This window comes from Streptomyces sp. NPDC088124 (genome assembly GCF_040685895.1).
Lineage (GTDB): Bacteria > Actinomycetota > Actinomycetes > Streptomycetales > Streptomycetaceae > Streptomyces.
In genome coordinates, this window is record NZ_JBFBJB010000045.1 from 52045 (window position 1) to 75948 (window position 23904).

General features: G+C 72.9%; 20 protein-coding genes and 2 pseudogenes. 12 read left to right on the forward strand and 10 right to left on the reverse strand.

Going from position 1 to position 23904, the window contains the following annotated elements:
• Positions 1-201: 201 nt before the first annotated feature.
• The 4 genes from AB0P17_RS31105 to AB0P17_RS31120 all read left to right on the forward strand — a co-directional run bounded on the left by AB0P17_RS31105 (position 202) and on the right by AB0P17_RS31120 (position 7031).
• The gene (locus AB0P17_RS31105; protein ID WP_365816028.1) at positions 202-1155 is read left to right on the forward strand and encodes a hypothetical protein; all 954 of its coding nucleotides are present in this window, start codon (positions 202-204) and stop codon (positions 1153-1155) included.
• A 259-nt stretch (positions 1156-1414) separates the two neighbouring features.
• Positions 1415-2398: a sugar phosphate isomerase/epimerase gene (locus AB0P17_RS31110; RefSeq protein WP_365816030.1), complete on the forward strand. Its 984-nt coding sequence runs from the start codon at positions 1415-1417 to the stop codon at positions 2396-2398.
• A 43-nt stretch (positions 2399-2441) separates the two neighbouring features.
• On the forward strand, positions 2442-5741 hold the full coding sequence (locus tag AB0P17_RS31115; protein ID WP_365816032.1) for a PQQ-dependent sugar dehydrogenase: 3300 nt from the start codon (positions 2442-2444) through the stop codon (positions 5739-5741).
• A gap of 123 nt (positions 5742-5864) precedes the next feature.
• Positions 5865-7031 carry an ROK family transcriptional regulator gene (locus AB0P17_RS31120; RefSeq protein ID WP_365816034.1) on the forward strand — a complete coding sequence of 389 codons (1167 nt, stop codon included), beginning with the start codon at positions 5865-5867 and terminating at the stop codon, positions 7029-7031.
• 80 nt (positions 7032-7111) lie between these two features.
• On the opposite strand, the gene AB0P17_RS31125 is transcribed toward AB0P17_RS31120, so the two are convergent.
• The 9 genes from AB0P17_RS31125 to AB0P17_RS31165 all read right to left on the reverse strand — a co-directional run bounded on the left by AB0P17_RS31125 (position 7112) and on the right by AB0P17_RS31165 (position 16150).
• Positions 7112-8215 (reverse strand): MSMEG_0565 family glycosyltransferase, encoded by a 1104-nt coding sequence (locus AB0P17_RS31125; protein ID WP_365816036.1) that lies wholly within the window; start codon positions 8213-8215, stop codon positions 7112-7114.
• Complete coding sequence (locus AB0P17_RS31130) at positions 8212-9051, reverse strand: carbon-nitrogen hydrolase family protein (protein ID WP_365816038.1); 840 nt, start codon at positions 9049-9051, stop codon at positions 8212-8214. Before AB0P17_RS31130 ends, AB0P17_RS31125 begins: the two co-directional genes overlap by 4 nt.
• Before the next feature lie 52 nt (positions 9052-9103).
• Complete coding sequence (locus AB0P17_RS31135) at positions 9104-10156, reverse strand: carbon-nitrogen hydrolase family protein (protein WP_365816040.1); 1053 nt, start codon at positions 10154-10156, stop codon at positions 9104-9106.
• Positions 10153-11655 (reverse strand): MSMEG_0567/sll0787 family protein, encoded by a 1503-nt coding sequence (locus tag AB0P17_RS31140; protein WP_365816042.1) that lies wholly within the window; start codon positions 11653-11655, stop codon positions 10153-10155. Before AB0P17_RS31140 ends, AB0P17_RS31135 begins: the two co-directional genes overlap by 4 nt.
• Positions 11652-12725, reverse strand: a complete 1074-nt coding sequence (locus AB0P17_RS31145) for an MSMEG_0568 family radical SAM protein (protein ID WP_365816044.1) — start codon at positions 12723-12725, stop codon at positions 11652-11654. The genes AB0P17_RS31140 and AB0P17_RS31145 overlap by 4 nt, the downstream gene beginning before the upstream one ends.
• A 52-nt stretch (positions 12726-12777) precedes the next feature.
• On the reverse strand, positions 12778-13302 hold the full coding sequence (locus AB0P17_RS31150) for an MSMEG_0572/Sll0783 family nitrogen starvation response protein (RefSeq protein ID WP_365816046.1): 525 nt from the start codon (positions 13300-13302) through the stop codon (positions 12778-12780).
• Positions 13303-13625: 323 nt separating this feature from the next.
• Positions 13626-14441 carry an amidohydrolase family protein gene (locus AB0P17_RS31155; RefSeq protein WP_365816048.1) on the reverse strand — a complete coding sequence of 272 codons (816 nt, stop codon included), beginning with the start codon at positions 14439-14441 and terminating at the stop codon, positions 13626-13628.
• 105 nt (positions 14442-14546) lie between these two features.
• Positions 14547-15857 carry an MSMEG_0569 family flavin-dependent oxidoreductase gene (locus tag AB0P17_RS31160; protein WP_365816050.1) on the reverse strand — a complete coding sequence of 437 codons (1311 nt, stop codon included), beginning with the start codon at positions 15855-15857 and terminating at the stop codon, positions 14547-14549.
• Positions 15854-16150 (reverse strand): MSMEG_0570 family nitrogen starvation response protein, encoded by a 297-nt coding sequence (locus tag AB0P17_RS31165; RefSeq protein ID WP_365816078.1) that lies wholly within the window; start codon positions 16148-16150, stop codon positions 15854-15856. Before AB0P17_RS31165 ends, AB0P17_RS31160 begins: the two co-directional genes overlap by 4 nt.
• A 654-nt stretch (positions 16151-16804) precedes the next feature.
• Here AB0P17_RS31165 and AB0P17_RS31170 point away from each other — a divergent pair.
• The 4 genes from AB0P17_RS31170 (at position 16805) to AB0P17_RS31185 (ending at position 21307) form a co-directional block, all read left to right on the forward strand.
• The gene (locus AB0P17_RS31170; protein WP_365816052.1) at positions 16805-18019 is read left to right on the forward strand and encodes a Clp protease N-terminal domain-containing protein; all 1215 of its coding nucleotides are present in this window, start codon (positions 16805-16807) and stop codon (positions 18017-18019) included.
• Positions 18020-18099: 80 nt separating this feature from the next.
• Entirely contained in the window at positions 18100-19653 is a 1554-nt protein-coding gene (locus tag AB0P17_RS31175) for a histidine kinase (RefSeq protein ID WP_365816054.1), read from the forward strand.
• A 4-nt stretch (positions 19654-19657) separates the two neighbouring features.
• Positions 19658-20311, forward strand: a complete 654-nt coding sequence (locus AB0P17_RS31180) for a response regulator transcription factor (RefSeq protein ID WP_365816056.1) — start codon at positions 19658-19660, stop codon at positions 20309-20311.
• A 183-nt stretch (positions 20312-20494) separates the two neighbouring features.
• Entirely contained in the window at positions 20495-21307 is an 813-nt protein-coding gene (locus tag AB0P17_RS31185) for an SAM-dependent methyltransferase (protein ID WP_365816058.1), read from the forward strand.
• Between the two features lie 6 nt (positions 21308-21313).
• On the opposite strand, the pseudogene AB0P17_RS31190 reads toward AB0P17_RS31185, so the two are convergent.
• A pseudogene (locus tag AB0P17_RS31190) lies at positions 21314-21529 on the reverse strand (AraC family transcriptional regulator); the annotation flags it as partial.
• Between the two features lie 233 nt (positions 21530-21762).
• Here AB0P17_RS31190 and AB0P17_RS31195 point away from each other — a divergent pair.
• The 4 genes and pseudogenes from AB0P17_RS31195 to AB0P17_RS31210 form a co-directional block, all read left to right on the forward strand.
• Positions 21763-21927 (forward strand): hypothetical protein, encoded by a 165-nt coding sequence (locus tag AB0P17_RS31195; RefSeq protein WP_365816060.1) that lies wholly within the window; start codon positions 21763-21765, stop codon positions 21925-21927.
• A 294-nt stretch (positions 21928-22221) separates the two neighbouring features.
• Positions 22222-22443 carry a hypothetical protein gene (locus tag AB0P17_RS31200; protein ID WP_365816062.1) on the forward strand — a complete coding sequence of 74 codons (222 nt, stop codon included), beginning with the start codon at positions 22222-22224 and terminating at the stop codon, positions 22441-22443.
• Positions 22444-22527: 84 nt separating this feature from the next.
• Positions 22528-23781 (forward strand): SPFH domain-containing protein, encoded by a 1254-nt coding sequence (locus AB0P17_RS31205; RefSeq protein ID WP_365816064.1) that lies wholly within the window; start codon positions 22528-22530, stop codon positions 23779-23781.
• A 32-nt stretch (positions 23782-23813) separates the two neighbouring features.
• Positions 23814-23904, forward strand: a pseudogene (locus tag AB0P17_RS31210) (tryptophan 7-halogenase); the annotation flags it as partial.

Sequence of the window (23904 nt, forward strand, 5' to 3'; positions counted from 1 at the left end):
CACGAACGCCCCTCACCACATGAGTCTTTCCACGTCTCTCCCCCCACGGTCGGGCCCGGCCCTGTCCGGCCCCGTCCCGAGGCGCTGCGCGCCCGCCGCCCAGGCGGTCGCACGCTCACTCACTGTGCAGCACCCCCGTCGACGTACGGGGTCTCGGCCGCGCGAACGCCGCGGTCGTCACCGCAGCGGAAGGGATACGACATGAAGGTACGCACGTTCATCGCCACGGCCTCGCTGGTGGCCTCCGGAGGGATCGTCGCCTTCGCCGGCTCCGCGCAGGCGGCGCTCTACACCACCTGTGTCGGCGACGGCGGCGCCGTCACCGTCAACGGCGATCTCGTCGTACCGGCCGGGAAGTCCTGCACCCTGACCGGCACGAAGGTCAAGGGCACCGTGACCGTCGAGGACGGTGCCGACCTCGTCGCCGCCGGAGCCACCTTCAACGGCGCCGTCAACGTGGGCGGGAACGCCTACCTCGACCTCACCGACACCACCGTCAAGGGCACGCTGACCACCAGCGCGGCGTTCGGCGCCCACCTCCAGGACAGCACCGTCAAGTCCGGCATCGCCGCCACCAAGGGCTTCGTGTACGCCGTCGACTCCTCCCTCGGCGGGACCGTCAGAGCCGAGTCGGGCGAGCTGTACGTGTCGGGCAGCACCCTCAGCGGGGCGCTGACCGGGGACCGCAACCAGTACACCGACGTGTACGACAGCACCGTCAAGGGCGCGCTCACGGTGAGCGGGAACACCCTCGGCGGTGTCCTCTGCGCCAGCGAGGTCCAGGGCAACACCGTGTACAAGGACAACGCCGACGCCCTCCAGCTCGGCGGTGAGGGACTCCTCGGCTCCTGCCGGGGCGCCACGTACCTCGGGGGCGACCTCGCCGTCACCGGCAACACGGCCAACGCCGTGCTCGACAACACCATCGTCCGGGGCGCGCTCACCGCCACCGGGAACACGCCCGCGCTCAAGGTCGGTGACCTGGCCCGGGTCCGCGGCGGCATCACCGGCGAGACCACCCCCGCGGCCTCGTCCGCCCGCTCCGCCAAGGCGGCGGCGCGGGACCGCGGCAGCGAACTCGCCGAGAAGGCCGCGGAGCGCGCCGCCGAGGCGCGGGCCGACGCCCACGCGGCGGGCGACTCCCGGCTGAAGTGAGCCCCGGCTGAAGGGAACCCCGGCTGAAGGGAACCCCGGCCGCTCCCGACGGGACACCGTCCGGCGCGCCGCCCGTCCCGCACTCCGGTACGCCGGCCGGCGCGTCGTTCCGTACGCCCCGGGAGGCCTCCTGCGCCACCGCGCACACCACTGCCCCTCCGTCATCCCCGACGGCACCGTCCACACCCCGGCACCCCCCCACACGCCCACGCCGCCACCTCGCCGTGACGACACCACCGCCCATCCCTCAGGAGTGACCATGGGCCACCTGCACAAGTCCTTCGACCGCAGGGACTTCCTGCGCGCCACCGCCGGCACCACCGTGGCGCTCGCCGCCGCCTCCGTCACCGGTGCGGCGGCGACCTCCGCCACCGCCGCCCCGAGCACCGCCGCCACCCGCGGGCTCACCATCCCCAAGGACCGCATCGGCATCCAGCTCTACAGCATCCGCGACAAGGTCGCCGCGCTCGGCTTCGCCGTCGTCTTCGCGGAGCTGTCCCGGATCGGCTACCGCGAGGTCGAGTTCGCCGGGTACACCCAGAACACCGACATCCTGGGCCGCCAGATCACCGTTCCGGAGATCCGCCGCCTCCTCGACGACAACGGGCTCACCGCCGTCGGCAGCCATGTCGCCATCGGCAACCTGCGCACCAACCTCCAGGCCGAGCTGGACGCGGCGCAGATCCTCGGCATGCCGCACGTCGGGACGGCCAACGCGCCCACGAACCTCAACACCGTCGCGGGCTACCGTGCCGCCGCCGACGAGTTCAACACGTGGGGCGCGGCGGCCACCGCGCGCGGCCTCAAGCTCTACCAGCACAACCACGCGGGCGAGTTCGCCTTCGCCACGGACAAGCCGTCCGTACGCCTCTACGACGTCTTCCTCAAGAACACCGACCCGCGCCACGTCTACCTGGAGCTGGACATCTACTGGGCGTACGTCGGCCAGTACCGCTACCCCGGGTTCGATCCGGCCGCGTACGTCCGTAACCAGCCCTACCGCTACCCGCTGTTCCACATGAAGGACGGTGACGCCAACCCGTCCAACGCGAACGGCTTCGACATCGTCGAGTTCGGCGCCGGGGACCTGCCGTACGAGCGGTTCATCCGCGACATCGGTCCGCGCGCCGCCCACATCGGCATCTGGGAACAGGACACGGCTCCCAACGCCCAGCCCAACCCGCCGGGTTCGCTCGGCGCCGCCGAACGCAGCTACGCGGCGCTGCACGGGCTCCTCAGCTGAGGCCCGCCCCCCACCCACCAGCGACCGAGGAGACGCATTCACCGTGCACCGTTCCCTGAGACGCCTGATGGCAGGGGTCCTGCTGACCGCCCTGCCCGCGCTGGGTCTGGCGGGCCTCGCCCCCGCCGCCCAGGCGCACGAGAACCACGAACACGCCCTGGACTGGGGCAACTACGAGAAGACCACCCTCACCAAGGACACCGGCGAACCCATCGACCTCGCCGTGCTGCCCGACAGCCGGGTGCTGCACACCGCCCGCAACGGCGATCTGCGGCTCACCGACCCCGGCACCGGGGTGACCAAGGTCGTCAACCACATCAACGTGTACCAGAACTCCGAGAACGGGCTGCAGACCGTCACCCTGGACCCGGACTTCGAGAACAACAAGTGGGTGTACCTCTACTACTCCCCGCCGCTCGACACACCGGCGGGCTCCGCCCCGCTCCAGCTGCCCGCCGGGGAGACCGACGCGTACTGGAAGCGATGGGAGGGGTACGACACCCTGACCCGGTTCAAGTGGACCGGCGACAAGCTGGACCTGTCCACCGCCCAGGAGATCATCCGCGTCGACGCCAACCGCGGCCAGTGCTGCCATGTCGCCGGTGACGTGGACTTCGACGCGGACGGCAACCTCTACCTCTCCACCGGCGGCAACACACCGGCGTCGGGCCCCAACGTCAACGGGTACACACCGATCAACGACGCGGCCGGCTACAACCCCGGTCTCGACGAGCGCCGCGGCTCGGGCAGCACCAACGACCTGCGCGGCAAGATCCTCCGCATCAACGTGAAGGAGGACGGGAGTTACACCGTCCCCGAGGGGAACCTCTTCGCGCCCGGCACCCCGAAGACCCGCCCCGAGATCTTCGTGATGGGGCTGCGCAACCCCTTCCGCATGACGGTGGACCGGGCGACCGGCGCCGTGATGTGGGGCGACTACGGACCCGACGCGGGCACCGCCGACCCGAACCGCGGCCCCATGGGATACGTCGAGTGGCAGACCACCACCAAGCCCATGAACGGCGGCTGGCCGTACTGCACGGGTGACAACTCCCACCCGTACCGGGACTTCGACTTCGCCACCCTCACCCCGGGCCCGGCCTTCGACTGCGACGCGCCGGTCAACGACTCGCGCTGGAACACCGGCGCCTCCGTGCTGCCCCCGGCCACCCCGGCCACCCTCTGGTACGGGGACAAGGACAGCGACCAGCCCTGGCCCGAGCTGACCGCGTTCCGCGGTCCCGGCGGCCCCGGCGGCCAGGCCCCGATGGCGGGACCGGTCTACCACTACGACGCGGACAACCCGTCCCCCGGCAAGTTCCCCGCGTACTGGGACGGCAAGGCGTTCTTCGGGGAGTTCTCCCAGGACTACGTCGCCGCCTTCACCCTCGAAGGCCCCGACGGCCCGGTCGGCAAGCTGGAGAACGTCCTCCCCAACAGCGAGCGGTCCGCGACCGGCAACCCGCCCTGGGACAACCCGATGGACCTGGAGTTCGGCCCCGACGGCGCGCTCTACGTCCTCGACTACGGCGACGGCTTCTTCCGCCAGAACCCCGACGCGGGCCTCTACCGGATCGACTACGCCGAGGGCAACAAGGCGCCCACCGCCGTGATCAAGGCCGACGTCACCTCCGGACAGGCCCCCCTCACGGTCAACTTCAGCGCCACCGGCTCCACCGACCCGGAGAACGGCGCCCTCACCTACCAGTGGGACCTGGACGGCGACGGCACCTTCGACGCCACCGGCCCCACGGCGAGCCGGACCTACCCGGAGAACGGACAGTTCCAGGCCCGCCTGAAGGTCACCGACCCGCAGGGCAAGAACGGACTGACGAGCCGCCAGATCACCGTCGGCAACACCGCGCCCACCGTGAAGATCACCTCGCCGCCGGACGGGGGCTTCTTCAACTGGGGCGACGCCGTGCCGTACGGGATCTCCGTCGACGACCCGGAGGACGGCGCCACCCCCGACTGCGCCAAGGCCGCCTGGACCTTCGGCCTCGGACACAACCAGCACGGCCACCCGGTCAACAGCGGCACCGGCTGCTCCGGCGCCGTCGTCACGCCGTCCGACGCCGGACACGGTGACACCGAGAACGTCTTCGGCGTCCTCGGCATCACCTACACGGACAAGGGCGCGAACGGCGTCCCGCCGGCCACCGGCGACGCCCAGGTGGTCCTCAACCCGGCCCTCATGCAGGCCGAGCACTACGACTCCGCGGACGGGGTCACCATCACCGACGACACCACCGCGTCGGGGCAGCGCAAGGTGACCTCCTTCGACGCGGGGGACTGGATCGCCTACGACCCGGTCTCCTTCGCCGGCATCACCGGGGTGCAGACCCGTGCCTCCGGCGCCGGAAAGCTGGAGCTGCGCTGGAACGCCGCCGACGCCGCGCCGTTCGCCACCGTCACCGTGCCGGCGGGCGAGGGCTGGGGGACCGTCACCACCAAGCTGCCGGACGCCCCCTCGGGCAGCGGGCAGCTCTACGTCACCACCTCCGGCGGCGTCGACCTCGACTCCCTGACCTTCCAGGGCACGGGCGTCGCCGACAAGACCCCGCCGAAGGTCGCCGCCACCCTCGACCCGCCGCGGCCGAACGGCGCCAACGGCTGGTACACCGGCAATGTGTCGCTGAACGTCACCGCCACCGACAACGGCACCGTCAGCAGCCGCCAGTACTCGGTCGACGGCGGTACGACCTGGCTGTCGGCGAACGCCGCCGTCACCCTGTCGACGGAGGGCACCACCACCGTCCGCTACCGGGCCACCGACAGCGGCGGCAACGTCTCCGAGACCGGCACCCTGACCGTACGGATCGACCGCACCGGCCCCGCCGTCACGGTCACCGGCCTCGACGCCGACGGCGCCTACGGGGACTCCCAGCGCCCGAAGCCCGTGGTCACCGCCACCGACGCGGTCTCCGGCGGGGTCACCGCGACCACCACCCTGGACGGCGCCCCGATCACGCCGGGGCAGCCGCTCGACCTGTGGCGGCTGCCGCTCGGCGGCCACGACCTCACGGTGAAGGCCGTCGACCGGGCGGGCAACACCACGACGAAGACGGTGCGCTTCACCACCCGCGCCTCCTTCGACGACCTGGCCGCGCTGATCCCGCGCCTGAGCGCCGACAAGCTCGTCACCGATCAGGGCAAGCAGCGCCTGACCGTCCGGCTCGACCAGGCACGCGGGCACGCCGAGGCGGGCAGGATCAGCCAGGCCCGCGCGGTCCTGGACTCCTTCGCCGCCTCCGCGGAGGACACCAGGCTGGTGCCGGACGCGGCGGCGGGCGCGGCCCTCGCCCGGGACGCCAAGGCCGTGAAGGGAGGGCTGACCGGCTGACGGCCGAGCTGCACCACCGAGCTGCCCCGCCCCCTCCGGCGGGGCAGCTCTGTGCGGGTTTCGTAGAGGTGTACGCAACTTTTGCCAGGGTGTGGAAAAGTAACGGTCGGAGGAAGTGAGCCTGTGAGCATTCAGTACCGCGTTCTGTCCCTGCTACGGGACAACGGCCCACTGTCCCGTGCCCAGTTGGCGGGCCGGCTGGAGGTGCCGCGTCCACGGTTCCTCGCCGAGCTCGACCGTATGCTCGCCGCCGGCACGGTGCTGGAGGCGGGCCCGGCGGCGTCGCGCGGCGGCCGCCGCTCCACGCTGGTGCAGCTCGACCCCGCTCTCCGGTTCGCCGCCGTGGACCTGGGCGCCAGCTCGCTCGACATCGAGATCACCAACGGCGAACTGGAACCGGTGGCCTCCTACTCCGAGGCCGCCGACATCCGCTCGGGCCCGGTCGCCGTGCTGAACCGGATCAGCGAACTCCTGCACAAGATGGCCGCGCAGGGCCACTGCGACCGGCTCGACGCCATCGGCATCGGCCTCCCGGGACCGGTCAGCTTCCGGGAGGGCGTCCCCGTCTCCCCGCCGATCATGGTGGGCTGGAACCGCTTCCCCGTACGCGACACCCTCGCCCGCGAGCACGGCTGCCCCGTGGTCGTCGACAACGACGTCAACGTGATGGCCCTCGGGGAGCGCCACAGCGGGGTCGCCCGGTCCGTCGACCATCTGCTCTTCGTCAAGATCGGCAGCGGGATCGGCTCGGGGCTGCAGCACCACGGCCGTATCTACCGGGGCGCCGAGGGATGCGCGGGCGACATCGGCCACATCCAGGTCGAGGCCGACGGCCCTGTCTGCACCTGCGGCAACACCGGCTGCCTGGAGGCGTACTTCGGCGGGGTCGCGCTCGCCAGGGACGCCACCGAGGCCGCCCGCTCCGGTCAGTCCCCGGCCCTCGCCGAACGGCTCGCGGCCCAGGGGACGCTGACCGCCGCCGACGTCGCGGAGTGCGCCGTCGGCGGGGACAACGCCTGCGTCAACCTCATCAGGACCGGCGGCCATCGCGTCGGACAGGTCCTCGCCACCCTCGTCAGCTTCATGAACCCGTCGATGATCGTGATCGGCGGCGGGCTCTCCGGGCTCGGCTATCTGCTGCTCGCGGAGATCCGCAGCGTCGTCTACCAGCGCTCACTGCCGCTGGCCACCGGCAATCTGCCGATCGTCATGTCCGAACTCGGCCCGCGCGCCGGGGTCGTCGGCGCGGCCCTCCTGGCGAGCGAACTCGCCTACGGCGGAGAATCCTGAGCACGGCGCCGGGGTAACGGCCCCCCGACGCCCGGCGTCGGCTCAACGGACCTCGGTTCCCGACGGGCCTGGTCCCCGGCTCAGACCGCGCCGCGCACCCCCGCCAGCGACCGGTACAGCTCGACATGGAGCCGCGCCGCCTCCCGCCACGTGTGGCGCGCGGCCAGCTCGCGGCCCGCCGCGCGCCGGGCCGGATCCGGCTCCGTGAGCGCGCGCCCCAGCTCCGCGGCGAGCTCCTCCGGGGTGCCCGCGAAGCGCGCCGCCGAGTCGAACACCTCGCGCAGCACCGGGAGATCGCGCACGACGAGCGGGACCCCCGCGGCCAGCGCCTCCATCGCGGCGAGTCCGAAACCCTCCTTCACCGACGGGAAGGCGAAGGCGTCGGCGGCGGCCACCAGCGCGGGCAGTTCGTCGTCGGGGACCGCGCCGAGGACGACGGGCTCGACCGCCAGCTCCGCCGCGCGCGCCTCCCAGCGGGCCCGGTAGTCGCGGTAGTCGAAGAGCGTCTCGCCACCGGCGATCACCAGCTTCACCCCGGGGTGCCGGGCGCGCAGCGTCCCGTACGCCTCCAGCAGGTCCAGCGACCCCTTGCGCGGCTCGATGCCGCCGACGGTCAGCACGTACCGGCCGAGCCGGTCCTTCCAGCGGTCCCGCGCCGCCGGCTCCGTGCCCGCGAAGCGCTCGTACGCGACACCGTTCGCGATGACCCGCGCGGGGAGGGACCAGCCCTCCGCGAGCTCGTCGGCGACCGTCCGCGAGACGCAGACGTGCGCGTACGGCTCGACGATGGCCCGCTCGTGGCAGGCGGCCAGCTCGGGCGTGGTGAAGTGGTCGATGTGGTGGACCGTCCGCACACACCGGCCGACCGCGTTGGCGCTGATGCAGTCCTGCGCGTGCACGATGTCGTACGCCCCGGCGCCCGTCGCCGCGAAGGCGGCGCCCAGCGTCTCGATCGAACGCAGCACGCGGGCGCCGACGCTCTCGCCGGGCGGCCCGTCGGGGAACGGCACGATCCGCACCCGGACGGCCGGGTCCACCGGGCGGAAGAACCCGGAGTCGCCGCCGCGCCCCAGCGACCAGACGGTGACGTCCTCCCCGGCGGCGGCCAGCGCCTCCGCCAGCGCCAGGGTGTGCACGACGCCGCCGCGCGGCTTGGTCGAGTAGCTGAGCAGGGCGATCTTCACGGAGCGGTCTCCCGGTAGGCGTCGGGGCGCCGTTCGCCGAGGTGGTGCAGGACCCGGCGGGCGCGGTCGAGTTCGGCGGCGAGGTCGGTCTCGGCGATGGCCAGCCCCGCCTTGGACCAGGTACGGGCGAGCACGTCGCCGCCCGGGCCCACCACCTTCGCCTGGCCGAGGAAGCGCATGCCGCCCATGGCGCCGGTCTGGTTGGAGGAGGCCAGGACGACCTGGTTCTCCGCCGCCCTCGCCTGGTCGTACAGGTCGAAGAGCTTCGCCTGCCGGTCGTGGGGCATGCGCGGCGCGCTGTTGGTGATGCTGGTGGGCCACGCCGACAGACAGGCCAGGACCTCCGCGCCGTCCAGCGCCAGCGACCGCGCGGACTCGGGGAAGGTCTTGTCGTAGTCGATGAGCATGCCGATCCGGCCGACCGGCGTGTCGAACGCGTCGAACCGGTCGCCGGGGAGGTATGCGGTGACCTCGCCGGCCGGCAGATGCACCTTGCGGTGGCGGCCGAGCACCCCGTCCCCGCTGACGCAGACGGCCGCGTTGTACCGGCCGGCGCCGCCGGCGTCCTCGCAGTAGCCGACACAGACCACCATCTCGGCGGCGAGCGTGGCGACCCGGTGGATCAACGGGTCGTCGGGGTCGAGCGCGGGCGGCAGCGCGCTCGGGTCGGGATCGCGCAGATCGGCGAGATAGCCGCCGAGCGCGGCGTCGGGCAGCACCAGCAGCCCGGCGCCCTCCTTGCGGGCCTTCTTGATCAGCGTGGCGACGCGCGCGAGGTCGAACTCCAGGTCGCGGCCGAAATGGGCGGCCACTGCCGCGATCCTGATGGTGCTCATGGTTCTCTCATCGTTCTTCGTCCGCGCCGCGGACGGCCTTCGGGTTCCACCGTCACGTTCTGCCGGTCCCCAGACTGTACGGATATGTCTCCGGCCGCCGGTCCCGCAGGTGCCCCATGGAGCGGCGGGCGACCTCCAGCGCGCGGGCGACATCGAGCTCCGCCACCGCCAGGCCGGCCGCCACCCCGGTGTCCGCGACGATCTCGCCGCCCGGGTCCACGACCTTGGCGCTGGCGACGAAACGCAGCGAGCCGAAGGTGCCCGACTGGTTGGCGGAGAGCCACACGATCTGGTTCTCCAGCGCACGGGCCCGGTCGAAGAGGTCGAACCGGCGCTTCCAGCGGTCCTGGGCGAGATCCGTCGCGGCCTGCGTGCGCGCCCCCGGCCAGGCGGAGACACAGACGGCGATCTCGGCGCCGTCCAGCGCCAGGGTGCGCGCCGACTCCGGGAACGCCTTGTCGTAACAGATCATCATGCCGATCCGGCCGACCGGGGTGTCGAAGGCGTGGAACCGGCCGCCGGAGGAGTAGCTGGCGTCCTCGTTGAGCGGCTGGTGCACCTTGCGGTGGTTGCCGAGCACCCCGTCCCCGCTGACGCAGACCACACTGTTGTAGCGCTGCTCCCCGTCGGTCTCGCAGTAGCCCGCGACGACGGTCATCTCCCCGGCGAGCGTGGCGAGCCGGCGGATCTCGGGGCCGTCGAGCGCCAGGGCCGGCGGTCCCGGATCGTCCTCGGCCCCTTCGGCGGCGCCGTCGGCGGCGCCGTCGGCGGCGCCGTCCCCGTCCAGGCTGAGGAGATAGCCGCCGAGGCACGCCTCGGGCAGCGCGAGCAGCCGTACGCCCTCGCTCCTCGCCTCCTTGATCAGCCGCTCGGCGATCCGGAAGTCCTCCTCCAGGTCACGGCCGAACGCGGCCGCCGCGGCGGCCATCCGGAGCGGGCCGCCGCCCCGCGAGCCGGCGGCTCCGGTACGCGTACGGTGCGCGCCCGGCAGGTCCGTCTCCGCGCGGTACGGGCTCGCGCGGTGCGTGCCCGTACCGTCCGGGCCCACGCGGTCCGGACCGCCGTCCGCTCTCATCCGGTGTGTACTCGCGTAGTCCGTGGTCATGCGGTCCCCAATCCGGTCACCGAACCGGCGACCGCCTCCGTTATCTCTCCGTCGGGCCAGCGCAGCCCGACACCTTGTCCCGCTGTCAGTTCCCCGCACACCGCGCCCGTCGCGGGACCGGCGGAGAGCGGTGGCGCGCCCGGGGCGTCCGCGGTGAGCATCGCGAAGCCGGGGAAGCAGGTCAGCCAGTCACCTGCCGTGGCGCCGGCGGGGCGCGGCACGGCCGCCACGTCGAGCACGGCCCCGCAGCCGCTCGCCTCCGCGAGCATGCCGAGCGTCCCGGCGATCCCCGCCATCGACACGTCCTTGGCGGCGGCGGGGCGCGCGGCGGCCACCGCGCGGAGCATCGCGCGCAGTTCGTGCGGGCGCCGGCGGGTCGTCGAGTCCCACTGCCCGCCCGCGTATCCGGGCCGCCAGCCGCCGCCGAGGTCCACCGTCAGCCGCACGGCGTGGCCGGGCCGCCCGCCGCCGCCCGGGACGGGCCTGTCCGTCACCCCGAGCGCCGTCACCGACAGCGCCGCGGGCACCCCGAGCTGGGTGTGCCCACCGAGCACCGGCACACCGTACGCGTCGGCCGCCCGCCGCAGTCCCCAGATCACCCGGGAGGCGTGCGCCGCGTCCCGCGCGCCCAGCGCGTCGAGCAGCCCGACCGGGGTGGCGCCCATCGCGGCGAGGTCGTTCAGGTTGACCAGCACCGCGCACCAGCCGGCCCACTCCGGGTCACGCTCCACCATGGACGGCACGATCGCGTCACAGGCGGCGATCGTCTCCGTACCCGGCACCGGCGCCCCGTCGTCGCCGACGAAGCCTGCGCCGCCGGGCAGCACCCCGGCGAGCAGCGGGCCGAGCACGGCCTTGGTGGCCGCCGTGCGCGCGGCGATGCGGCCGATCGGCCACCGCATCAGCACATGCGGCGCCCCGGCGACCGTGACGGAGCGCACCCGCCGCCAGCCGAGCCGCCCGAACAGCGGCTCGTTGCGGGTCTGCACGGTCGCCTCGAACCGCAGCGCGCCCTCCGCCTCGGCGCGCGCGCACGCCGCCCGGACCAGCGCGGCGCCGATCCCCAGCGGACCGCGGGCGCCGCGGGCGACCACCAGCCGGCCGCCGGCCCACCAGCCCAGGTCGGGCCCGTCGGAGGCGGGGCCGAGCCGGACCCCGCCGAGCACCGTGCCGGTCTCCCGGTCCCGTGCCACGAGGACGAGGGTGCGGGGATCGTCGTCGCGGCCGTCCAGGTCATGGCCGTCGAAGAGGCCCTGCTCATGGACGAAGGCTGCCCGGCGCAGCCGCCGGTACGCCGCCAGCTCGGTTGCCGTCACGGCCTGTTCGATGTGGAACCCGGGCTGTTTGGCCAGGGTGGAGCGGTCGCCGAGGAGCGCGAGGATGTCCTGCGGGAGACCGTCGGCCGCCGCGATCCTCCCGCCGGGTACGTCCGAGGTGTCCGCCCCGCTCCGGCCGCTTCCGCCGTCGAGGCTGTACCCCTCGGAGAGCACGCCGCTCATCCGCCCGCCGTACGGAGCACGCTGCACGCCCCGCAGGCCGCGCACCCCGCCCCCTGGTCGGCGCCGGTCATGCCCGCGGCGCGCAGCTTCGCCGCGACGCCCTCGGTGACCCGGCGCAGCAGCTCGGCGTCGGGCGCGGCGACCCCGTCCCGCGCGGCGAGCGTGCCGCTCATCGGACGGAAGGGGACCACGAACGGGTAGACGTCCCGCTCGATCAGCGACCCCGCGCCCGCGATGAGTTCGTCGGGGTCCTCGCCCAGCCCGACCAGCAGGTACGTGGAGACCCGGTTGCGCCCGAAGACCCGGACCGCCTCGTCCCAGGCCGCCTCGTACTCCGCCATCGGCACGGTCGACTTGCCGGGCATCCAGCGCCGCCGGACCTCGTCGTCCAGTGACTCGACGTGGATGCCGATGGCGGTCGCCCCCGCGTCGTGCAGCGCGCGGATCCAGCCGAGGTCGGCGGGCGGCTCGCACTGCACCTGCACGGGCAGCCCCGGTACGGCCGCCAGCACGGCGCGCACCGAGCGGACCAGCACACGGGCACCCCGGTCGGGGCCCGCGGTGGTGCCGGTCGTCATGACCATCTGCCGGATCCCGTCGAGCCGTACCGCGGCCTCCGCGACCTCGGCGAGCTGCGCCGGGGTCTTGGCGGCGACGGTCGCGTCCGCGCGCAGCGACTCCTCGATGGTGCAGAAGCGGCAGCGGTCGGACTCGGCGTAGCGGATACACGTCTGCACGACGGTCGTCGCGAGGACGTCCGCGCCGTGCAGCCGTGCTATCCGCTCGTACGACACGCCGTCGGCCGTCGTCAGATCGTAGAACCGGGGCCGCTGGACGGGTGTCAGCGTCAGCCCGGTGTCGGTGAGTTCTCCGTTCTCGTCGCCGAGCCAGACCCGGCCGTCGCGCACGGTGTAGGGACTGTCGGGGTTGCGCGGCAGCGCTGCGCCGGCACCGTCGACGGGGCCTTGCCCGATCAGGAAGTGACCGTCGTCGCTTGGTCCCGCGCCGTCCGGCCGCCGCACCGGCGCCTCCAACGACACACCTTGCAGGGCGAGTTCGGCACGAGTCATGATCCGCACATCAACCGCCGTCGATTCGGTGCCAACGCTCATGGCGCGCCTCTCAGAGCTGGTAGGTGGAGTTGATGATGGCGCCCTTGCGGGCGTAGTGGATCAGGGCGTCCTGGACGTCCAGCGGATGGGTGGGGATCACACCCTCGATCAGGTCCTCCTCACGAGCGCCGTGGAGCGAGAGACCGAAGCGGCAGCAGTACGCCTTGCCGCCCTCGGCGATGAACGTCTTGAGCTGGTTGTTGATGTTGTGCTCCCCGGGGAAGGCGGAGTTGCCGACCGTCGGGAAGCCGCGCGTGGCGAGACAGTTGAGTGAGCCGGGTCCGTAGAAGTAGATCGCGGTCTCGAAGCCCTTGCGCAGCGCGCGGGTGGCCTGGAGGACGGCGACGAACGACACCGAGGACTCGTGGGCGATGCCGTGGACGAGAGTGAAGTACGACTCGCCGTTCTCTGCCCGGTAGTCGGGGAAGACCTTCGTGGAACCGTAGATGCTGGACCCCTCGGGGAGGGAGGGGTGCGGGATCTCCGACAGCGACTTCTGCTCGACGTCGGTCAGTTCGGCGGTGGACTCGGACATGAGGGTCTCCTTCGGCAGATACGGAGGTTGAGCGCGTAAAGGCTGGGGCAGGGATGGGGAGGGAGCTGCGGGCAGGTGGAGGGGCGGGGGATCGGTGGACGCTCCCACGGCTGTCGGGCCGTCGGAGGCGGGTCGGTACGCGTGGATCGTCAACTCGGCACGCGGGCCGGTGTGCTGCTCGGTGTGGAGACCGCCGTGCGGTTCGGCGGGCGGTTCGGGGGGCGGCGCGGCGCGCCTCCGGAACACTCCGAACAGAACGGTCGAAACATCAGCCAGTCGGCGGGTCAGCCCCATAGCGGCTTCACCACATCACATCCTCAATCTCAGTCGTAGAGCGCGGCGAACGTGTCCCGGAAGACCAGCCCGCCCAGTTCGCCGTCGCCCGCGGCGGCGGCCAGCCGGGCGTGTTCGCCCGCGAAGTCGCCCCACGGCTGGTCACTGGCGAAGAGCACCCGGTCGTGGCCGATGCCGCGGTGCTCGATCTCCCGGACCAGCCACAGCGGTGCGAAGCCGATGGCCCAGGAGAGGTCGGTGTAGACGCGCTTGCCGGCGGCGATCCAGTCGAAGAAGCGCGAGCCGACCAGCTTGATGTGGCCGCTCATGCCGCCGCCGAAGTGCACCAGGTGGATCGGCACCCGGTCGGCGTACCACTCGACGAGATGGCCGACCTCGTCGATGTCGGAGGCCGCGCCCGGCGAGGTGTGGACATGGACCACCAGACCGTGGCGCTCCGCCTCGTGGAAGATCCGGTCCAGCATCGGCCGGCACGCGGGATCGGTGGCGCGCCCGCCCAGCAGGAAGCTGAGCTTGAGCGCCCGCACCCCGTCCTCCCCGGCCAGCGCCAGGGCGCGCGCGGTGCGCTCCTCGTCCTCCGGGCGGGGCGAGACCCACAGCCCGGCCCGGATCCGGTCGTCGCTCTGCGCGGCCTCGATCACCAACTCGTTGAAGGAGAAGGCGACATCGGGATCCGGCACCCCGTAGTTGGGGAGGACCAGGGCCCGTTCCGTACCCTCGGTGTCGAGATCGGCGAGGAGCTGCTTGACCGTGGCGCGGGCCGTGGTGTCAGGGTTGACGGCGGGCCCGCCGTAGAAGGGATACGGGGGGAGCACACCGAGATGACGGTGTGCGTCGTGCAGCATGATCCGGTGACCTTCCTTGCTCCGGTGACCTGCCTGGTCCGGTGAGCCTGCTCGCTCCGGTGACCTGCGGGGTGCGGTGACCCCGCTCGGTCCGGTGGTCTTCGCTCAGCCCACGGGCAGCGCGGCGGTGAGCGTGGTGGGCGCGCCGGTGATGGTGCCGCACACATCGGCGAGACGGCGGCTCGCCTCGATGTGGTCCGCGAGGAACTCCGCGTCCCTGCCCACCGATTCGAAGCGTCCCGACCCCCAGGTGAACTGCCAGGGCAGCCCCAGGAAGTACAGGCCGGGGGAGTTGGTGACACCGCGCCGGTGCATCGGGTAGCCGCGCCCGTCGAAGACCGGGGTCTCGATCCACCGGTGGTCCCGGGAGAAGCCGGTGGCCCACACCACCGAGGTGATCCCGGCCGCCGACGGATCGAGCGAGGCGGGCTGCTCGGTCGGCTCCCACACCGGTTCGTAGCGCTCCTCGACCGGCGCGTCGATGCCCTGGGCCGCGATGTGCGCGTCGATGGAGTCCTTGATGGAGTCGGCGACGGAGTCGGCCCGGTCGAGATTGACCTTCAGGTCGTCCGCGAAGTCGAGCACCGTCCCCCGCACGCCGGTGAGCCGCCCGTACAGCCGCATCCCGTCCCGCGCGAAGGCCCGCAGATCGATGTCGCGCCCGCCGTCGCGGCCGGTCACGTAGTGGTTGACGCGCATCCGGACGGAAGCCGCGTCGTCGAAGTCGTCGATGGTCCTGGAGTAGTGCCCCATGTCGTCCAGCCACGCCACACAGTCCCGGCCCCGGTAGAAGCGGGCGACGCGCGGGGCGCTGCCGACGGAGAGGTGCACCTGCCGTCCCGCCAGGTGCAGATCCTCCGCGATCTGGCTGCCGGACTGCCCGGTGCCGACCACCAGCACACCGCCGTCGGGCAGTTGCCCGGGGTTGCGGTACTGCGAGGAGTGGATCCGGTGCATCGCGGCCGGCAGCCGCTCGGCGATCCGCGGCACCGACGTGGTGTGGTACGGACCGGTGGCCACGACGACCTGGTCGGCCGTCAGGGTGCCCGCCGTCGTGGTGAGTTCGAATATCCCGGCCTTGGTGCGCCGCAGCCGGGTGACCTTCACCCCCTCCACCAGGGGCGGACGGAAGAAGGCCACGTACTCCTCCAGGTACTGCACTATCTCGTCCCGGCTCATGAAGCCGTCCGGGTCGGATCCCTGGTACGGGTAATCCGGCAGCTTGCACTGCCAGTTGGGGGTCACGAGACAGAAGGTGTCCCAGCGTCGCGCACGCCATTCGTTGCCCACGCGGTGCGCCTCGATCACGATGTGGTCGATCTCGCGCTCGCGCAGGCAGTAGCTGACGGAGAGCCCCGCCTGGCCGCCGCCTATGACCGCCACCGGATAGTGCGCGCCGTCCACCTCCGGGGTCACCGCTCACTCCCGTCGGCGTTCAGCAGCGCCTCCACCGTGACCAGGGCCGGCGGTTCGGCGCGGTAGGTGGCCGCGATGCCCTCGATCCTGGCGAGTTCGGCCGCGGCGGCGGTGCACGCGAAGCCGAACTTCTCCCGTACCCGGTCGCTCGCGATACCCAGAGCCGTACGGCTCCGCTCGACGAAGTCGGGGACGGTGTACGTGGCCCCCGCCGCGAAGTACTCCTCCACGACGGTGGAAGGGGAGTAACAGCGCTGGATTTCACCGTCCGGCCAGCGCACCCGGACGTACATCTCAGGCAAGGGGTCCTCCAGGCGAGGCGCCGAGGTCTTGTCACCTCGCCGCTGCTTGCGAACCCCCATTCAACCAGAGGGAGTTACCGAAATGAATCATCCGGAATAAAGGAGTGTTACGGAATCCTCACAGCCTGTTTGTCTCTGAGGCAAAACCGGGATCGTCGCCGGTCGGCCCCGGTCCCGGCGCCGACCGGGCCCGCGTAACGGCGAGTTGAGGGCCCGCGACCGCCGGGCCGGGCGGCGGGAAGGCCAGTTGGCCGTGGAGCGGACGGCCGGTCGGGCGAGGGAGACGGCCAGTTGGGCCGAGGAAGACGGCCAACCGGCGGAGAGGGGCAGCCCCGGTGGGGCGAGCGAGATGACCGGTCGGCCGAGGGGGACGGCCAGTTGGCCGTGAGGGACGGCCGGTCGGCCGGCGGAGATGGCCGGTCGGGCAAGGGAAATGGCCGGTCGGGCGAGGGAAATGGCCGGTCGGCCGGGAGAGATGGCCGGTCGGCCGACGCGCGGGGGCCTGGCCCGCCCCTAACGTCGTGGCCAGTGCCGCGACCGGGCAAAGCTTGCCGGGAGGGGCACTGGACCCGGCCGCGGACCCACCGCGGCCTCCCGGCCACCGGTCCGCGCCACCGGTCACCGCACCCGAGGGGATCCCTTCCGATGACAGAGCAGCCGACGCCCGCCGTCCCTGACGCCGCCACCCACACCACGGAGTTCGAGGCCGACGTCATCGACCTGCTCACGGAGACCGTGCGCGAGGCCACCAAGTGCGAGAGCCGGACCGTCGGCACCGAGCACCTGGTGCACATGTTCGTCATGGGCGACACACCGGCGGGCGAGGCGGTCTCCACCGGCTGGCGCCACGCCGGGGGGCTCGGCGGCATCATCGGGGCGCTCACCTCCCCCGACAGCTCCCGGCCCTGGGTGCGCGGCGACACGGCCGCCGGCTCCGATCCCCTGCCGCCCCATCCCGGTGACGAGGCCGAGGCCGACGCCGTATGGCGCGAGGCCACCTGGCTCGCCATGCACAAGTCCGGGCGCGGCGCCCCCGAGGCCGACGCCCTCCCGCCCGAGCCGTCCGGGGCGCTGCGCGCCTGCCTCCTGCGCGCCCTGCGGCTGGCCCGCCGCGAGGGAACGCCCAGCGTCCGCTGCCGGCACATCGCCCGCGCGCTGCTCGAACTCACCGACAGCCGCGCGCTGGAGGCCATGACGCTGAGGCGGATCGACCAGGCCGCCGTGTCCGCCGCCCTGGACGCCCTGGACGCGGACGCCGCCACGGATCCGGACTTCCCGGAGCCCCGGAGCGTCAAGGGGATGCGCGGTTCGGGCGTGCTGGGCGAGGGTGGCGGGCTCTCCCGGGTCCTCCTGTCCTGGATGTTCCGCAGTGGCCCGGACGGCGACGGGATGCTCACCTCGGTGTTCGGGGAGGCCGAGCGCCAGACCGTACGGCGCGGACACGGCGTGGTCGAGCCGGTGGACCTGCTGCTGGCCGTCATGGCGCTGGACCGCGCGCTCACCCTCACCGGCCGCTCGTTCCCGGAGGGGAACGCCGCCGTCAACGCGGGCGCGGACCTGCTCCGTACGCACGGTGCCCGGCCGGTCTCCCTGCTCGACGCGGCGCGGGCGGGCGTCCCCGCCCCGGCTCCCGGCCCCTTCGCCGCGCCCACCGAGGTGCCGCGCTCGCCCGACATCGAACGCGTCCGGGCCGTCGCCCAGCTCACGGTGGCCGAGCGCGGCGACGCCACGGCCGGAACCGTCCACCTCCTGGCCGCCCTGCTCGCCGACGACGAGGGGGAGGCCGCGCGGCTGCTCCGCGCGGACGGTGCCGACGTGACCGGGCTGAAGGCCCGGCTGAGCCCGAGCCCCGGCGCGTGAGGGCGGGAACCCGCCGTCCTCCGGCCGGTCCGGCGGACGCTACGGTCCCGGGGAGAAGCACGGCGAGGAGCGAGGCAAGGGTGCCGGTGACACGGATACGGGAGCGGGCGCGGCGGGGCGTACGGAAGGTGTGGAAGGGCGTCCGGCGCGAGGCGTTGGAGTGCGTGACGGCCCTCCGCGCGGCTCCGCGCCGTACCGTCGTCACCGAGGCGCTGGCCTGTGCCCTGGTCGCCGCCCTCGCGCTGATTCCCCTGACCTACCTGCCCGAGGAACTGGCCCAGGACCGGCCGGTCCTCGCCGCCCTGGAGGGGCTGTGGACGGTCGTGCTGGTGCTCGGCCGGCACCGTCACCCCGCGCTCGCCGTGGCCGCCACGGCGCCGCTGCTCGTCGGCTCCAGCGTGTGGATCCTGGCGGCGGTGCCCCTGATCGTGGTGTCCGCCACCCGCCGCGTCGCCCCGCGCCGCGCCTGGCAAGCCGCGGGCGCGGCCTGCGCGCTGACCGCCGCGCTGGCCGTGGCGGTGGGGCTGGTGACCGGCCGGACGGCGGGCGACCCGATGACCGAGTCCCTGACGTGGCCCGAGATCGTGCTGGGCAACACGCTCTCCGTGGCGCTGCTGCTGATCCTCCCCACGCTGGCCGGCACCCTGCTCGGGCAGCGGCGGCCGCTCGTCAGTCTGTTGCGGGAACGCAACGCCTATCTGGAGCAGGCCCGTTCACTGGCCGCGGTGGCGGCGCGGATGGAGGAGCGGAACCGGATCGCCGGCGAGATGCACGATCTGCTCGGCCACAAGCTGAGCCTGATCTCGGTGCACGCGGGAGCGCTGGAACTGGCCGCGGCGCGGCAGGCGCCGCCGCTGGCCGGACAGGCCGAACTGCTGCGCACCACCGCGGGCACGGCGATGGAGGAACTGCGCGAGATCCTCGGGGTGCTGCGCCGCGAGGAGCTCCAGGACCCCACCGTGGAGCCCGGCGGCAACCGGGGCACCCGCGACGACATCTCCGCCCTCGTGGCCGAGTCCGCGCAGGCGGGCATGGCGGTCACCCTCGACTGGTCGGGCCCCGACACGGCCGACGCGGCCCCGAGGACCCGCCAGGCGGTGCACCGCCTGGTGCGCGAGTCGCTGACCAACGCGCTCAAGCACGCCTCCGGGGCGCCCACCCGGGTGGAGGTCCGGCACACCGACGGCCGGATCGCGGTCTCCGTGACGAACGAGGCGCCCCGGGTGCCCCGCGCGCCCCGGCCGGGAAACCGCAGCGGCCTGGTCGGCCTGGAGGAACGGATCTCGCTCCTCGGCGGCTCGTTCGGCGCGGGCCCCCTCGCGTTCGGCGGGTTCCGGGTCGAGGCCCTGCTGCCCACGCGGCCGGAACAGTCCGTACGCCGGGAACAGCCCGTACACCCGGAACAGTCCATACGTCCGGAACGGCCCATACGTCCGGGCCGGCCCGGGCGCCCCGCGGACGCCGTCGCGCGAGAAGGAGCCGGGGACCGGAGCGAGGCCGGGGCGTACCCTCCGCTTCCGGCCGCGGTGCTGACCTGGCCGCGGGTGCTGGGCGCCGGGTGCGCGGCGGCGGTGGTCATCCTGCCCACCGTGGCCTTCCTCGTGATCCTGCTGGTGATCTCGGCCCTAAGATGAGGCGATGATCCGAGTCCTCATCGCCGATGACGAGACCCTGATGCGCGCCGGCATCCGGCTGATCCTGGAGAACGCGGAGGACATCGAGGTGGCCGCGGAGGCCGCCGACGGACACGAGGCGGTCGCCGCGTGCCGGGGCCAGGACATCGACGTGGCCCTCCTCGACATCCAGATGCCCGGCAAGGACGGCATCACCGCCGCCGAGGAGATCGGCAGGACCTCGCCCCGTACCCATGTGGTGATGCTGACGGCCTTCGGCGAGGAGCGGAGCGTCACCCGCGCCCTGCGGGTCGGCGCGACCGGCTTCCTGCTCAAGGACACGGGCCCGGCGGAGCTGATCCGTTCGGTGCGGCTCGCCGCGGACGGCGAGCCCGTACTGGCGCCCCGGATCACCCGTCAGCTGCTGGAACGGCACGTACGGTCCGGCCATGAGGCCGAGGCGGCCCTGCGCAGGACCGACGGGCTGACCGCCGCGGAGCGCGAGGTCCTGGGGCTGCTCGGCACCGGCCTCTCGAACGGCGAGATAGCGGACCGGCTCCATCTGAGCGCGAGCACGGTCAAGGCCCACATCAGCCGCATCCTGACCCGCACCGGCTGCGCCAACCGCGTCCAGGCCGCCGTTCTCGCCCATGACGCGGGACTGCTCACCGAGGGCTGACGCGGACGCCGTTGGAGACTCCGGCTGGTGGTTGCCCTGCGCGGCGCTCTGATCGGCTGGTCCACGGCTGTGCGAGATCACTGAGCGTCTAAGCTCTGGACCAAGGCTTCAGTTTGGGACGGGACCGGTACCGGTACGCGCGCCCCGGCGTCGCGCCGGCCGCGGTACCCGGGAGGAGCGAAGATGGCACCGCAGAACTCTCCAGAAGATCGTTTCAACACCGGGGAGGCGCACTCCGCGCGCGTGTACGACTACATCCTGGGCGGCAAGGACAACTACCAGGTCGACCAGGAGGCCGGCGACTCGATGTGCCGGGAGTGGCCCGCGCTCCCCATCCACATGCGGGCCAACCGGGAGTTCATGCACCGCGCGGCCCGTTACCTGGCCGAGGAGAAGGGCATCAGGCAGTTCCTCGACATCGGTACGGGCCTGCCCACCCAGCCCAACATGCACGAGGTCGTCCAGGAGGTCGCGCCCGACTCCCGGGTCGTCTACGTCGACAACGACCCGATCGTCCTCGCGCACGCCCGCGCCCTGCTGACCAGCGCTCCCGAGGGCCGTACGGCCTACATCGACGCCGACATGCGGGACCCGGACGCGATCATCGGCTCGCCCCAGTTCCAGGAGCTGCTGGACCTGCGCGAGCCGGTCGGTCTCATGATCATCGGGATCCTGCACTTCATCCTGGCGGACGACGACGACCACGGCCTCGTCCAGCGCCTCCTCGACCCGCTGCCGTCCGGCAGCTATCTGGCGATGACCATCGGCACCGCCGACTTCGCCCCGGTGGAGGTCGGTCATGTGGCCGAGGAGTACGCGAAGCGCGGCATGCCCATGCAGCTCCGCACGCTGGCCGAGGCCACCGGGTTCTTCGACGGCCTGGAGCTGATCGAGCCGGGCGTGACCCAGGTCCACAAGTGGCGTCCGGACGTCGGCCAGGTGGCCATGGACGACCGTGACATCGCGATGTACGGCGCCATCGCACGCAAGGTCTGACCCCGGTCAGAAGGACGCCCCGGCGAAACGGGACGGTGGCAGGCCGAAGACGCGGGTGAAGGCGGTGGTGAACGCGGCCGGGGAGGCATAGCCGAGGCGGCCGGCGACCTCGGTGACGGAGGCGGTGCGCAGCAGCGGGACGGCCGCGAGCAGGCGGGCGCGGCTCCGCCAGACGGCAGGGCTGTCGCCCGTCTCCGCGCGGAAGCGCCGGGTGAACGCCCGCGCAACGCGGTCGACTGCCGGCGTGGTCCGGCGCGCGTCGATGGAGGGCCCGCCGCCGACGGCGGGATACGGGGGGCGGGATACGAGGCGGCCTCGCCAGGACAGCATGAACCTGTGCCGTGGCGGGGCCGGCCGAACGGTGCCCGCACACCGGAATGGAGCCGGCCCACGAACAGTGGGTAGAGTTCAGCGGCCGACGATTGCCGACCGGAAGAACTTGACAGACCATGAACGTGGCATCGAACCCTCCGATCTATGAGCAGCTTCTCCGCGAGCACGGGGACGTCGTCAGCGAAGCCCGCGAGGCGGCCCACCAGACGACCAGGCAGGCGGAACACGTGCTGGACTGGAGCGGGCTGCACCGGCGGTTCCCCACCGAGCCGGCGCGCCGCGACTGAGCCGTCACCACCGGGTCGTGTCACGGCCGGCCCGTCACGAACGGGCCGTGTGACGGGCCCGCCGCCGCACCACCGGGCCGCCCCGCGCCACCGCGCGGGGCGGCCCGGGCGCGTCACCCCGGGCGGTGGCGCGGGGCGGCCCGGCCCGACGGTGCCCCGGCCCGCCGCGGAGTACTGTGAAGAGATCGAGGGTATGTCGCCGTCGGCCGCTTCGCCGGGGGCGTTCTCGATGAAGGACGAGGTCGGAGGCGCGGCCTCCGGGAGGCGTGGTCGGCATGATCGCGGCAACGGCGTATGTCCGTGGCGGATGACTTCTCGCAGAGCCCGGTCGGGGCCATCGGCAGGGTCACCGTCCCGATCCCGCCGAACGGGCCCGGTGAGGTGCTGGTGGCCGTTCGGGGCGGCTCCGAGGCCTACGCGGCCTGGGCGGACGGTCCGATCGGCAAGGACCGCCGGGTGATCGTCGTCGAGTCGATCTCGGCCCGCTCGGTGATCGTGGAACTCCTCCCCTCCTGAAGGACGCGCTCCACCACGAGGAAGCCGCACGCGCGGCTCCACAACAGCGGTACCGGCGTACACACCGTACGACAGGAGCACACCATGCTGTTCTGGCATGTTCCCGCGCCCAACGAGGCGATGCTCATCTCCGGCTCCAAACGGCAGGCGCAGGACACTCAGTTCCGGATCGTCACGGGACACGGCAGTTTCGTGATGCCGGTCAAGCACAAGGTACGGATGCTCTCCCTGGCGCTCCGCGAGGCGGAGATCGTCGAGGACTGCGTCACCCAGCAGGGAATCCGGCTCAACGTCCGGGCGGTGGCCGTGTTCAAGGTCGGCGACGACACCGTGTCGATCGCCAACGCGGCCCGGCGCTTCCTGGCGGAACAGGACCGGATGGAGGAGCTGGTGGGCCGGATCTTCGCCGGTCACCTCCGCTCCATCGTCGGCGGACTGACGGTGGAACAGATCATCCGGGAGCGCGACCGGGTCGCCCAGGAGGTCAAGCAGGGCAGCCACAGCGAGATGGAGAAGCTCGGCATCGTCGTCGACGCCCTCCAGATCCAGGAGATCGACGACGCCACCGGCTACATCGAGAACCTGGCCGCCCCGCACGCGGCGGCCGTCGCCGGCCAGGCGCGGATCGCCCGGGCCAAGTCGGACCGGGAGGCGAGCGAGCGCGAGCAGCAGGCCGCCGCGCTGAAGGCCGAGTACGAACGGGACACCGCGATCAAGCGGGCCGGTTTCCACGCCGAGACGGAGCAGGTCAACGCCCGCGCCGCGCAGGCCGGACCGCTGGCCGAGGCGCGGGCCTCGCAGGAGACCATCGAGCAGCGGACGGCCCTGGCGCAGCGTCAGGCCGAGCTGGCGGCGCGGCGGCTGGAGGCCGAGGTACGGCGCCCGGCGGACGCCGAGGCGTACCGTCAGCGCACCCTGGCGGAGGCGGCCAGGGACCGGGTGAAGTTCGAGGCGGACGCCTCCGCGTACAGCGAGCGCACCCTCGCCCAGGCCCAGGCCGACGCGAACACCGCGCGCGCCGAATCCCTGAAGGACGGCAACCAGGAGCTCATCGCCGCCAACCGCACCGTCGAGAACCTGCCGGCGCTGGCCGACGCGGCGGCCCGGGGCATGGCGGGCGCCCACCTGACGGTCCTGAACGGCACCGGCGGCGTCAACGACCTGGCGGCCGGACTGGTCGGGCAGGGCATGGCCATCCTCGACTCGCTGAAGGGCGCGGCCAAGGACGGCAAGGACGCCCGGACCCCGGGTGCGGCCCCGGACACGAACGGGAAGCCCACGCTCCGGGTCACCGAGAGCCGGCGCGAGGAGCCCCGGCACAGGAGCGGGAGCGCGTGACGGGCCCGCGCCCCTGACGGACAGGAGCCTGACGCCCGTGGGTGCGCAACTGCGTCAGCGTCGGCCTCGCGTCGTGCTTCGTGGAGCCGCTGGAGTCCAGCGGCATCTACTTCATCTACGCGG